Genomic DNA, 12,423 nt, shown 5'->3' with positions numbered 1-12,423 from the left:
GTGTGCCAAGCTAGACCGGGAAGCCTGAAAGACCCGTTACGTTCAGTTGCGCGAGTTGAGCATCCGTTCCGACGAGATGCGGAACAACGCCGGGTCGGGCTTGGTGACGAGGTCGAGATCAGCCAGCGACACCATGGTCTCGTAGCCTTGCGGGTCCATGATGGTCCACTGACGCAGCGCGAAGGGCTCGATCGAGAAGGTCAGGCGGATGCGGGAAGTGCCGCCGAAGGTCTGCTGATCCTCGATCAGGATCGAGGCATCGTTCTTGTCGCTCGTCACGTCGAGGATGCGGGCGTCCTCACCGAGGTTGACGTGATCCTTGAGCAGGAATTTCAGCGGCGTCTGGGCGATGAAGTACAGGTCCTGCGTGTGCAGCTTGCGGTCGATGACCGCGACCGATGTGCCGTCCGCGATCACCTCGAGGGTGGCCGGAGGCGCATAGGTGAAGCGCATGCGGCCGGGACGATCGAGGAACAGCTTGCCGTCGCTCCGCCGCCCATCTCCCCCGATCTGGGTGAAATCCGCCTGCATGGTGCCGGCCGAATTGAAATAATCATTCGCCTTGGCGATCACCTCTTCGGGCGCCAGGGCCGGCACCGCCGGCGCGGGCGCGGCCTTGCTGGACTTGCGGACCGTGGGCTGAAGCTGCAGCGGCGCCGTTTCGGCATCGGCCACCGCGAACGGTAGCAGGGCCAAAGACAAAGCGACAACACACAGGCGAGGGATCATCCGCGACGATTCTTTTCTGGTCAGGAACACATCCTGCGGTAGGCAGCAGGTGTGGCCATTGTGAGACGCCCGTCTGGAAAGCGCCGCGGCGGCCAAGGGGTCGGGCCAGCCGCGTCCGTCAGTCTTCCCCGTCGCCGCCGTGACGATCCGTTTCGACCAGGATCTCGCGCTTGCCGGCATGGTTGGCCGCGCCGACGAGGCCTTCCTTCTCCATGCGCTCCACCAGCGAGGCGGCCTTGTTGTAGCCGACCTGCAGCCGGCGCTGGATGTAGGAGGTGGAGCATTTCTTGTCGCGCAGCACGACCCGCACCGCCTGGTCGTAAAGGTCGCCGCCTTCCTCGCCGAAGCCACCCTTGTCGAACACGGCGCCGTCGTCGCCATTTGCGGCCTCATCGCTGTCGGGATCGACCGTGACGACATCGAGGTAGTCGGGGTGGCCTTGCGCCTTCAGGTGCTGCACCACCTTCTCGACCTCGCCATCGCTGACGAAGGGGCCGTGGACGCGGCTGATGCGGCCGCCGCCCGCCATATAGAGCATGTCGCCCTGGCCGAGCAGCTGCTCGGCGCCCTGCTCGCCCAGGATGGTGCGCGAGTCGATCTTGCTGGTCACCTGGAAGGAGATGCGGGTCGGGAAGTTGGCCTTGATGGTGCCGGTGATGACATCGACCGACGGCCGCTGCGTCGCCATGATGAGGTGGATGCCGGCCGCCCGCGCCATCTGGGCGAGGCGCTGGATGGCGCCCTCGATCTCCTTGCCGGCCACCATCATCAGGTCGGCCATTTCATCGACCACCACCACGATGTAGGGCAGCACGGCGAGATCCATCGTCTCGTGCTCGTAGACGGCCTCGCCGGTCTCCTTGTCGTAACCGGTCTGCACCGTGCGGGTGATGGTTTCGCCGCGCTCGGCCGCTTCGGTCACCCGGGCATTGAAGCCGTCGATGTTCCGGACGCCGACCTTCGACATCTTCTTGTAACGCTCCTCCATCTCCCGCACGGCCCATTTCAGCGCGATGACGGCCTTCTTGGGATCGGTGACGACGGGCGTCAGCAGATGCGGGATGCCGTCGTAGATCGACAGTTCCAGCATCTTGGGGTCGACCATGATGAGCCGGCATTCTTCCGGCTTCATGCGGTAGAGCAGCGACAATATCATGGTGTTGATGGCGACCGACTTGCCCGAGCCGGTGGTACCGGCCACGAGCAGGTGCGGCATGCGGGCGAGGTCGACGATCACCGGATCGCCCCCGATGGTCTTGCCGAGCGCGATGGCGAGCTTGTTCTTCGATTCCGTGAACTCTTCGGCGGCGATCAGCTCGCGCAGGAACACCGTTTCGCGGCGCTGGTTCGGCAATTCGATGCCGATGGCATTGCGGCCCTGCACCACGGCGACGCGGGCCGACACGGCCGACATCGAGCGCGCGATGTCGTCGGCGAGGCCGATGACGCGCGACGACTTGATGCCCGGCGCCGGCTCGAGCTCATACAGCGTCACCACCGGGCCCGGACGGACGTTGGTGATCTCGCCGCGCACGCCGAAATCCTCCAGCACGCCTTCGAGCAGGCGGGCATTCTGCTCGAGCGCGTCCTCGGACATGCCGGTGTGCTGCTTGCGCGGTTCGGCCAGCACGAGCGGCGACGGAAGCTGGAAATCGACCCCATCGGGCCCGGCTTCCCGCTCCCATGATACGGGGGCGGCTTTCGGAGGGCCGCCCGGCATCGAAACGCGCCGCGAGGTGGCGGGCTCTTCGGAGGTCCGGCCCGGCCGCTCTTGTGCAACAGCCGCACGCTGGCGTGCCGGCGCAGCTTGGGGCTCGGAAAGCGCGTCGAGCGCCGCAAAGGTCGGCTCACGCCGTTCGCCGTCGGGACTGAAGCTTTGGGGCTCGTCCTCGAGATCCGCGAAGGGCGCATCGGGTGCGCCGCCGCGGCCGAGCCAGGGGGCGAACCGTCCGTCGCGCGATTTCTGGCCGGGCTCTCCTGGCCGGAACGCCCGGACCAACGCGTCGCGGGCTGCGGTGCCGCCCCGAAACACGGCATCCAGGACCCTCAAGGCCCGGCCGGGCTCGCCGGCCTCGTCACGATCGGTACTGCCCGAGAGGGACGTGCGCCCGTCCGACACCCAGCGGTAGGGCGCGGCATCCTCGTCGATTCCCGGCTCATCGCGCAGGCCGAAGCCCGCCGCTGGCGTCAGGGTCAGGATCGCGATGCCGGCGCAGGCCATGCCGAGGATCATGCGACCGACCTCAGACCCTCCAATCAGGTGGCGCGGCAACACCAGCAGGCCGTCGCCCAGCACGCCGCCAAGCCCGGTCGGCAGCGGCCAGCGATCCGTGATGGGCAGCAGCGAGGCCAGCGAGGCCGCGGCCGCGGCCCCGACGGCCAGCAGAATCAGCCGGGTCTTCAGCAGGGCGAGTCGGCGCTGCGTCAACAGCGTCCAGCCCCAACAGGCGACCGGCGTCAGGATCGCCACGATGGCGATGCCGAACAGCTGCATCACCATGTCGGCCCCGATGGCGCCGGGGCTGCCGAGCAGATTGTGCACGGCGCCGTCCGACGCGTGATTCCAGCTCGGGTCGCTGATCGACCACGTGGCTAAGGAAATGCTGAGAGCCCCGACGATGGCGATCACCAGGCAGCCGGACGCCTCGGCGGCGCGGCGGACCAGGAAGTCGCGCGCGTTATCGGACAGAAAGTGCATCGGCGAGAACGTGCCTGCGCGCATAAGCCCTACGCCACTCGCGATTGATCGATGCGGCCGACCCGGGTGTCGGCGCAACATGGGCCGAAATTAGGCCCGGAAGGTTAATGGGAGGTGCAGGTCGCGCGACGCCGTTGCGACGCAGGCCTGAAGACCCGACGGAGAACGGCACAAACGCCGACGGCGCCCCCGTTGGGAGGCGCCGTCATGCAGGTTGATGGACGGGTGCTTAGCTCAGTAGTTGTAGGCGCGCTCGCTGTGTTCGGCGATGTCGAGGCCTTCGCGCTCCTTCTCGGGAGACACGCGCAGGCCGATCACCAGGTCGACGATCTTATAAAGGATCGCCGAGCCGACGCCCGACCACACGAGCGTCGCCACGACACCCTTCGCCTGGGCGACCAGTTGGGTCGCCATGTCGTAGGTGCCGGCATTGCCGGCCGCGAAGTTGGTGTAGTCGGTCGTGCCGGTGCCGCCGAGGTAAGGCGCCACCAGGATGCCGGTGCCGAGCGCCCCGATGATGCCGCCGATGCAATGCACGCCGAAGACATCGAGCGCGTCGTCATAGCCGATCTTGTTCTTCACCACCGAGACGAAGAAGATACAGACCGGGCTGACCACGAGGCCGAGCACGATGGAGCCCATCGGGCCGGCAAAGCCGCAGGCCGGGGTAATGGCCACGAGGCCCGCCACCGCGCCGGACGCCATGCCGAGCAGCGACGGCTTGCCCTTGACGGCCCATTCCACGAACAACCACGACAAGGTCGCGCCGGCGGTCGCCACCATGGTGTTGACGAAGGCGAGCGCGGTGCCGCCGTTGGCTTCGAGGTTCGAGCCTGCGTTGAAGCCGAACCAGCCGACCCACAGCAGCGAAGCGCCGATCATCGTCATGGTGAGCGAGTGCGGCGCCATGGGCTCGCGCGGGTAGCCGATGCGCTTGCCGATCATAATGCAGCCGACGAGGCCGGCGATGCCGGCATCGATGTGAACCACCGTGCCGCCCGCGAAGTCGAGAGCGCCCGCCTGGGCCAGCCAGCCGGTGCCGCCCAGCAAGGCGTCGAGCTTGGTTTGCGCAGCCGCCTTGGCGTCGCCGGTCGCGGAAGCCACCACCTTGGCGGCTGCCGCGATGTCGTCAGGCGCCGCCACGTACCAAACCCAATGAGCGATCGGGAAGTAGATGAAGGTCGACCACAGCACGGTGAAGACCACCAAGGCCGAGAACTTGATGCGCTCCGCGAAGGCACCGACGATCAACGCCGGCGTGATCATCGCGAACGTCATCTGGAACACCATATAGACGAGTTCCGGAATGACGACGCCGTTCGAGAAGGTGGCGGCATTCGAGGACGGCGTGATGCCGGACAGGAAAGCCTTGCCGAAACCGCCGATATAGGCCGTGTAGGCGCCGCCATCGCCAAAGGCGAGCGAGTAGCCGTAAACGGCCCAGATGACGCCGACGAGCGCCACGATCATGAACACCTGGCTCAGCACCGACAGCATGTTCTTGGTGCGGACGAGGCCGCCGTAGAACAAGGCGAGGCCGGGGATCGACATCATCAGGACCAGCACGGTCGACATCAGCATCCAGGCCGTGTCGCCCTTATTGGGGACGGGGCCGACGGCCGCGGCCGCATCGGCTGGCTGGGGCGCGGGCGTTTGCGCGTAGGCGGCCGCAGCGGCCAGGAGCGCCACCGAGGCCACACCCAGCCCGACGCCCCACCGCATCCGCGTGGACGGTTTCATCAACTGCATGAACATCACTCCAGGGGAATTTCGAGTCCGGGTTCGCCGATCAGAGCGCGTCGTTGTCGACTTCGCCGGTGCGGATGCGGACGGCTTTTTCGAGGCTCGTGACGAAGATCTTGCCGTCGCCGATCTGGCCCGTGCGGGCCGTCGCCGTGATGGCGTTGACCACCGTGTCGAGCAGTTCCGCCGCGACCGCGACCTCGATCTTCAGCTTCGGCAGGAAGCTTACGGCATATTCGGCGCCGCGGTAGATTTCGGTGTGGCCCTTCTGGCGGCCATAGCCTTTGACTTCCGTCACCGTGAGGCCGTGCACGCCCACGGCCGTCAGAGCGTCGCGAACTTCTTCGAGTTTGAACGGTTTAATGATCGCCGTGACAATCTTCATCGCACCGGGTCCTCCAATCAGAGATCCGGCCAGCATTCTGGCCACCGTCCGCCCAGATCAGCCGGGACAGGATGTGAACCCGAGCAATCAAGCGGCATGCCAACTCGGCTTACCGCAATCTGTCTGGATGCAGCCACAATTCGGTAAGGTTCAGCGGCAATAATGCTTAAATTAGCGGCATTTTGCCCGCGGGCTGGCCAGTCAGCTTCTAGGGCGGATGAGCCCTTCCTGCGCCACGGAGGCCACCAGTGCGCCGTCCTGCGCGTAGATCAGGCCGCGTGCCATGCCCCGGGCCCCGGACGCGTTCGGGCTTTCCTGGGCATAAAGCAGCCATTCGTCCGCCTTCGGCGGGCGGTGGATCCACAAGGCATGATCGAGGCTCGCCACCTGCAGAGTGGGATCGTAAAGCGACCGGCCGTGGGCCACGAGCGCGGTATCGAGCAGCGTCATGTCCGACATATAGGCGAGCGCGGCCCGGTGCAGGATGGGGTCGTCGCCGAGCGGGCCGGTGATCCGCATCCAGATATGCTGCACGGGGTCCAAGGCGCCGGCCACGACGCCGGGCTGGAAGCGGCGCAGATCGACGGGACGCAGCTCGAGCGGGCGTTCACGCATCAGATAGCGGCGCACGCCTTCCGGCAGGTGCGCCCCGAAGCGCTCCAGCAGTTCCGGCTCGCTCGGCAGGGCATCCGGATGCGGCACGTCCGGCATCGGCATCGCGTGGGTCAGGCCGGCCTCGTCGTCATGGAACGAGGCCGCGAGCGTAAAGATGGGTTTCCCGTGCTGGATCGCGGTGCAGCGACGGGTCGCGAAGCTGCGCCCGTCCCGCAGCCGGTCGACCTCGTAGATGATCGGGGTCGACGGGTCGCCCGGCAGCATGAAATAGCCATGCAGGGAATGCGGCAGCCGGTCCGGCACGGTGCGACAGCACGCCACCAGGGCCTGCGCGATCACCAGGCCGCCGAACACCCGTTGCCAACCCACCTGCGGGCTGCGACCTCGGAAGATGGTGTCCTCGATCGGCTCGAGACGCAGAATGTCGACGAGCTCGGGAACGGTGAACGCCATCAAGAAAGCCTGGAAGTGAGAAAGAGCATGGGAGGCCGCCTGCGGTCAGGCGTGATCCTGCGCGGCCGCGCCATCGTCGAGATGCGCCATCTTGGCCGCGATCTCGGCTGGCGGTAGCAGCACGCCGGAAGCCGCGAGGTCGTCTGCCACACGGGCCGCCACCGCGGCCTCGTGGCTCGCCGTCATGGCGAAGGTCAGGAAACGCTCCTGGTAGGCGGCGGCCTCGGCGCCCGATTTGCCGGTCCGATCGCAGATCCACGAGGCCAGGGCCTTGTTGCGACGCGCCAGGCGGCGAAACCGCAGGTCGGCCTCATGCGTGAATTGCATCTCGAAGGCGCGTTCGCGTTCGTCGAAACTCGTCATGGCGCCCGTTCCTGGTTCCCCGATGCGGGAACCATAAAGCTCCGCTCGCCCATCGCCAACGTGGCGGACGGCGGCCCCGCGTTGCGCCGGGCCTGCGGGCTCACCATATCAATCGGGAGGCGCACGCGTCGCCGACGTCGGCAGCGCCTCACATTGTGCCACGATCCGGGATCGGATAGGTTCGGTGCGCGGCGTGTCCGGCCCTTGCGGTCGGGCTGCCGTACCGGCCACTCGGACAATGCGCTCTTTCTGCGATCGTTTTTCGGTCGCGGGCAGAGATCTATACAGGAGCTCAGGCCGATCCATGGATTTCCTCAAGCCACGGTTGATCCCCATGAACCGCCGCCGCCGCATCTATGAAGGCAAGGCCAAGGTCCTTTACGAGGGCCCCGAGCCCGGGACGCTGATCCAGCACTTCAAGGATGACGCGACGGCCTTCAATGCCAAAAAGCATGAGGTGATCGACGGCAAGGGCGTGCTGAACAACCGGATCTCGGAATACGTCTTCCAGAACCTCAACAACATCGGCGTGCCGACCCACTTCATCAAGCGGCTCAACATGCGCGAGCAGCTGATCAAGGAAGTCGAGATCATCCCGCTCGAGGTGGTGGTGCGCAACGTGGCGGCCGGCTCGCTGGCGACACGCCTCGGCATCGAGGAAGGCACCCAGCTGCCGCGCTCGATCATCGAATTCTACTACAAGAACGACCAGCTCAACGACCCGATGGTGTCGGAAGAGCATATCACGGCCTTCGGCTGGGCGGCGCCGCAGGAGATCGACGACATCATGGCGCTGGCCATCCGGGTCAATGACTTCCTGTCGGGCGTCTTCCTAGGCGTCGGCATCCGGCTCGTCGACTTCAAGATGGAAACCGGCCGCCTGTGGGAAGGCGACATGATGCGCATCGTCGTGGCGGACGAGATTTCGCCCGACTCGTGCCGGCTGTGGGACATCAAGTCGAGCAACAAGCTCGACAAGGATCGTTTCCGCCGCGACCTCGGCGGCCTCGTCGAGGCCTATAGCGAGGTGGCGCGCCGGCTCGGCATCATGCAGGAAACCGAGGCCACGCGGCCACCCGGGCCGCAGCTGGTGCAGTAAGCCCATCCGATCAGGCCGCCTCCGGGCGGCCTTTTCGTTTGAAGAGGCCTGTCGTGGCCCAGCCGAGGCTGACGACAGCCATGCGACGGACTTCCCTTAACCCCCGGCGCCATCCTTGCTACAACGCCGTCGAGACGTTGAAGCGTAAGGAGTGTCCCCGATGGCCGCCATGGATGCCGTTCTGGCCAAGATCGACGAGAACCGCGACGCCGCGCTGGGCCGCCTGTTCGAACTGTTGCGCATTCCGTCGATCTCGACCGATCCCGCTTATGCGGGTGCCTGCGAGCAGGCCGCGACCTATCTGGCTGACGAACTGTCGGGCCTCGGCTTCAAGGCGTCGGTGCGGCCGACGGCCGGGCGGCCAATGGTGCTGGCTCATGCCAAATCGACCCGCCGCGACGTTCCCCATGTGTTGTTCTACGGCCATTACGACGTGCAACCCGTCGATCCGCGCGCCTTGTGGGCCAGCGACCCCTTTGCGCCCGAACTGGCCGAGGTCGAAGGCGTCAAGGCGATCGTGGCGCGCGGCGCCTCGGACGACAAGGGCCAGCTGATGACCTTCGTGGAGGCGTGCCGCGGCTTTGTCGAGACCGGGGGCCTCCCGTGCGACGTGACGATCCTGTTCGAGGGCGAGGAAGAAACCGGTTCGCCGTCCCTCCCGGCCTTCCTCAGCGACAACAAGGCGGAGCTGAAGGCCGATCTGGCGCTCGTCTGCGACACGGGCATGTGGGACCGCGACACGCCCGCCGTCACCACCATGCTGCGCGGCCTGGTGCTCGAGGAAGTGGTGGTCACCGCTGCCAATCGCGATCTGCATTCCGGCATGTATGGCGGCGCCGCCACCAACCCGATCAACCTTCTGGCCCGCATCATCGCCGACCTGCATGGGACGGACGGCCGCGTGCAGGTCGAAGGCTTCTACGACGGTGTCGAGGAGCTGCCGCGCGAAGTGGCCGACCAATGGAAGACGCTGCCGTTCGATGAAGCCGAGTTCCTCGGCGGCGTCGGCCTGTCGGTCGCCGCCGGCGAACAAGACCGCAGCGTACTCGAGAAGATCTGGTCGCGGCCGACCTGCGACGTGAACGGCATCCAGGGCGGCTACCAGGGTAGCGGCTCGAAGACCGTGCTGCCCGCCAAGGCCAGCGCAAAGGTGTCGTTCCGCCTCGTCGGCAAGCAGAACCCCGCCAAGGTGGCCGATGCCTTCCGGGATTTCGTGCGCGAACGCCTGCCGGCCGATTGCAAGGTGGAGTTCATCAGCCACGGCGCCAGCCCCGCGCTGTCGCTGCCGTTCTCGTCCGAGGCGCTCAACCGCGCCAAGCGGGCCCTGCATCAGGAATGGGACAAGGAACCCGTGATGGCGGGCTCGGGCGGCTCCATCCCGATTGTCGGCTCGTTCAAGCAGGACCTGAAGATGGACACGCTGATGATCGGCTTCGCGCTCGACGACGACCGCATCCATTCGCCGAACGAGAAATACGACCTCACCTCGTTCCAGAAGGGCGCCCGCAGCTGGGCCCGCATCCTCAACGCGCTGACGCTGTAGGGGCTTCGGCGGAGGCCGCTCAATCGAGCAGCGTCCGCCCTTCCCGGCTTTCGACCTCGACGATCCATAGATCGGGGTCGAAGTCGATCTCACGCCGCAGGCGTGCCTCGGCGTCGGGTGTGTCGAGGCGCTCGGCCTTGTGCATGCGGGCGAAGCTACGGGCGTCGTCCCGGTTCTCCACCTCGGCTTGCGGCGTGGGGCCGTAAAGCGCGGCAGTGCCGTCGAGGAAGTCGAGCTTGACCAGAATGGCGCCGGCCTCGGGCGAACCGCGGCGGCGCAGCATGGCGGGGATCAGTTCGACGCCGCAGCGGCGCAGGTAAGCCGAGACCCAGAAGTCGGCGCGCAGGCGGGCCATCGCGTCGCGGCGCTCAGTCCTTGTAGACAGGCCTGCCCGGATGCAGCGGCTGCGTAACGCCGCCCGTGTAGACAAAAGCGCCGTCGCGGCACCAGCAGGGTTTTCCGGCGCGGATCGGATATTCGTAATGCACCCCGCAGGCGGCCGGTGGCGCCAGGCACACGGCACCATAGGGCTTGACGCGATCCGGCTGGAACGGGTCGGCGAAGAAAGCCGGCGGCTGGAATCCGAGCCCACCCTCGTTGGCCGCGGCAGCCTGCACGAGGCCCGAAGCCGCAACAACGGCCAAACACAAGACCTTCAGCACACGCACACTCGCCTCCTCGCACTTGGCGCGCGAACTATGGGGACAAGGCGTCGCTAAGTAAAGGAAGCGGCGGTCGCCCTGTCCTTAACCCGCACGCCATGCTGAACGCCGTCGTGCCGTCAGCCGAACAGCCGTCGCTTCGGGCGGGTCGTCGCCTTCGGCCGCCGGAAGACGCCGACCATCTCGACATGGGACGCGAACAGGAACTGATCGACGGGCACCACCCGCTCGAGGCTGTAGCCACCCCCCACCAGCACAGCCGCGTCGCGGGCGAAGGTGACCGGATTGCAGCTGACCGCCACCACAACGGGCACGGCCGAGGCCGCAAGCGCCTCGGCCTGCGCCAGGGCGCCGGCGCGGGGTGGATCGAACACCACGGCCTCGAAGGCGGCCAACTCATCGACATGCAGAGGGCGGCGGAACAGGTCGCGTGCCTCGGTCGAGACGGCCTTGAGGCCGGGCGCCAGCCGCGCGGCCCGCGACAAGGCCGCAAGGCCGGGCCCTTCGAGATCGACCGCCACGACGCTCGCAACCGTGGCGAGGCGCAACGCAAAGGTGCCGACGCCGCAGAACAGGTCGGCGACCTTACGGGCGCCGCCGACCGCCGCCATCACAACATCGCCCAAGGCGGCCTCGCCGCGCGCCGCCGCCTGCAGAAAGGCCCCGGGTGGCGGCACCAGCGACGCCACGCCGATCCGCAGCGAAGGCGATCGCCGCTCCAGCACCACGTCGCCGTGGTTCGACAAGCGCGCGAGGTCGAGCTCGGCCGCCATGAGGGCGAGCCTGCGGCGGTCGCTGTCCTGCAGGGGGCCAAGGCCGCGCAGGTCCACGTCGAGTCCGGTGTCGGTCGCGGTCACCACGATGTCGAGCGGCTTGCCGACGTTCTGCAGGGCCTCGGCGATGCGGCGCGCCGCCGGCAGGGCACCGTCGAGCTCGGGCGCCAGCACCGGACAGGCCGCGATATCGATGAGGTCATGCGAGCGCGCCCGCATGAAGCCGGTCTTCACGGCCGGCGCCCGCAGCACGTTGGGCGTCGGCTGCAGACGGGAATGGAAGGTGGCGCGTCGCCGTCCCGCCCCATGGGCTTCGACGAGCGGCGTCGCCACGGCCGGCAGGCCGGCTTTCCGCAAGGCGTCGGCCACGAGATCCTGCTTCCAGGCCCGGTAGGGTTCGGCCGGCAAGGCCTGCACGGCGCAGCCGCCACAGGTGCCGAAATAGGGGCAAACGGGCGCAAGCCGGTCGGCCCGCGGCACCACGACATCGACGCCCTGCAGGGTGCCGTTGTCGAACTGCGCCGCCACGACGTCACCCGGCAGCGTGAACGGCAGATAGACGGTGCCGACCGAAGCTTCCGCGACCCCCTCGCCGCGCTGGCCAAGCCGCAGGATCTCGAGGTGTTCGACACTCATGGCGCGGTCGCATGCAGCAGGAACTCGACGTTGCCGTCGCGCCCCGTGATCGGGGACGTCAGCAGGCCGCCGAGACGCCAGCCCAGATCCTCGACCAGTCTGGCCACACGGGCGCACACGGCCTGCCGCTGTTCGTCGTCGCGCACGATGCCCTTGTCGGTCTGGCCCTTGCCGACCTCAAATTGCGGTTTCACCAGCGTGATCAGCGCGGCGCCGGGCGCCGCGAGCCGCAACACCGGCGGCAGCACAAGGGCGAGGGAAATGAAGCTGGCATCGCAAACGATCAGGGTGGGCCCTACGGGAAACATCGCAGCCGACAGCTGCCGCGCATCGGTGCCGGACAGGTCTTCGACGCGCGGGTCGGCCTTGAGGCGCGGATGCAATTGGCCATGCCCCACATCGACCGCATGGACGCGAGCGGCCCCGCGGCTGAGCAGCACATCCGTGAAGCCACCCGTCGAGGCGCCGATGTCGAGGCAGGTGCGGCCGCGCGGATTGACGCCAAACCCGTCGAGGGCCGCCACCAGCTTCAAGCCGCCGCGCGACACCCAAGGGTGAGGCGCCGTGGCCGTCAGGCGGGCGCCGGGCGGCACGCGATCGCTCGGACGATGCAACACGCGGCCGTCAACGGCGACGAGGCCGGCCGCGATGGCCTCCTGGGCCTTGGCCCGGCTCTCGAAGAACCCGGCCTCCACCAAGGACACGTCGAGCCGCGCTGCTGCGG

12 protein-coding genes are annotated in these 12,423 nt (G+C 67.4%); 2 read left to right on the top strand and 10 right to left on the bottom strand.

What is annotated here, in order from left to right; genetic code table 11:
* Positions 1-42 precede the first annotated feature (42 nt).
* The 6 genes from P7D22_RS04475 to P7D22_RS04450 all read right to left on the bottom strand — a co-directional run bounded on the left by P7D22_RS04475 (position 43) and on the right by P7D22_RS04450 (position 6,986).
* Positions 43-729, bottom strand: a complete 687-nt coding sequence (locus tag P7D22_RS04475; protein ID WP_319933013.1) for a LolA family protein — start codon at positions 727-729, stop codon at positions 43-45.
* A gap of 118 nt (positions 730-847) precedes the next feature.
* Positions 848-3,427: an FtsK/SpoIIIE family DNA translocase gene (locus tag P7D22_RS04470; protein WP_319933012.1), complete on the bottom strand. Its 2,580-nt coding sequence runs from the start codon at positions 3,425-3,427 to the stop codon at positions 848-850.
* A 234-nt stretch (positions 3,428-3,661) separates the two neighbouring features.
* Positions 3,662-5,167, bottom strand: a complete 1,506-nt coding sequence (locus tag P7D22_RS04465) for an ammonium transporter (protein ID WP_319933049.1) — start codon at positions 5,165-5,167, stop codon at positions 3,662-3,664.
* A 49-nt stretch (positions 5,168-5,216) separates the two neighbouring features.
* The gene (locus tag P7D22_RS04460; RefSeq protein WP_319933011.1) at positions 5,217-5,555 is read right to left on the bottom strand and encodes a P-II family nitrogen regulator; all 339 of its coding nucleotides are present in this window, start codon (positions 5,553-5,555) and stop codon (positions 5,217-5,219) included.
* A 201-nt stretch (positions 5,556-5,756) separates the two neighbouring features.
* Positions 5,757-6,623, bottom strand: a complete 867-nt coding sequence (gene tesB / locus P7D22_RS04455; protein ID WP_319933010.1) for an acyl-CoA thioesterase II — start codon at positions 6,621-6,623, stop codon at positions 5,757-5,759.
* A gap of 45 nt (positions 6,624-6,668) precedes the next feature.
* A complete protein-coding gene (locus P7D22_RS04450) occupies positions 6,669-6,986 on the bottom strand; it encodes an ATPase inhibitor subunit zeta (protein ID WP_319933009.1) in 318 nt (105 codons plus the stop codon).
* A 304-nt stretch (positions 6,987-7,290) separates the two neighbouring features.
* Here P7D22_RS04450 and purC point away from each other — a divergent pair, with 304 nt between their 5' ends.
* Positions 7,291-8,085, top strand: a complete 795-nt coding sequence (purC, locus tag P7D22_RS04445; protein WP_319933008.1) for a phosphoribosylaminoimidazolesuccinocarboxamide synthase — start codon at positions 7,291-7,293, stop codon at positions 8,083-8,085.
* A gap of 160 nt (positions 8,086-8,245) precedes the next feature.
* A complete protein-coding gene (locus tag P7D22_RS04440; protein ID WP_319933007.1) occupies positions 8,246-9,628 on the top strand; it encodes a M20/M25/M40 family metallo-hydrolase in 1,383 nt (460 codons plus the stop codon).
* A gap of 19 nt (positions 9,629-9,647) precedes the next feature.
* Here P7D22_RS04440 and P7D22_RS04435 read toward each other — a convergent pair whose 3' ends face one another.
* The 4 genes from P7D22_RS04435 to P7D22_RS04420 form a co-directional block, all read right to left on the bottom strand.
* The gene (locus P7D22_RS04435) at positions 9,648-9,983 is read right to left on the bottom strand and encodes a DUF1491 family protein (RefSeq protein WP_319933006.1); all 336 of its coding nucleotides are present in this window, start codon (positions 9,981-9,983) and stop codon (positions 9,648-9,650) included.
* Positions 9,984-9,996: 13 nt separating this feature from the next.
* Entirely contained in the window at positions 9,997-10,296 is a 300-nt protein-coding gene (locus P7D22_RS04430) for a hypothetical protein (RefSeq protein ID WP_319933005.1), read from the bottom strand.
* Positions 10,297-10,409: 113 nt separating this feature from the next.
* The gene (locus P7D22_RS04425) at positions 10,410-11,699 is read right to left on the bottom strand and encodes a class I SAM-dependent RNA methyltransferase (protein WP_319933004.1); all 1,290 of its coding nucleotides are present in this window, start codon (positions 11,697-11,699) and stop codon (positions 10,410-10,412) included.
* Positions 11,696-12,403, bottom strand: a complete 708-nt coding sequence (locus tag P7D22_RS04420) for a TlyA family RNA methyltransferase (RefSeq protein ID WP_319933003.1) — start codon at positions 12,401-12,403, stop codon at positions 11,696-11,698. The genes P7D22_RS04425 and P7D22_RS04420 overlap by 4 nt, the downstream gene beginning before the upstream one ends.
* Positions 12,404-12,423 lie beyond the last annotated feature (20 nt).

The sequence above is a fragment of the Lichenihabitans sp. Uapishka_5 genome (genome assembly GCF_033947565.1).
GTDB lineage: Bacteria > Pseudomonadota > Alphaproteobacteria > Rhizobiales > Beijerinckiaceae > Lichenihabitans.
This window is presented reverse-complemented; position numbering and strand designations above follow the sequence as displayed.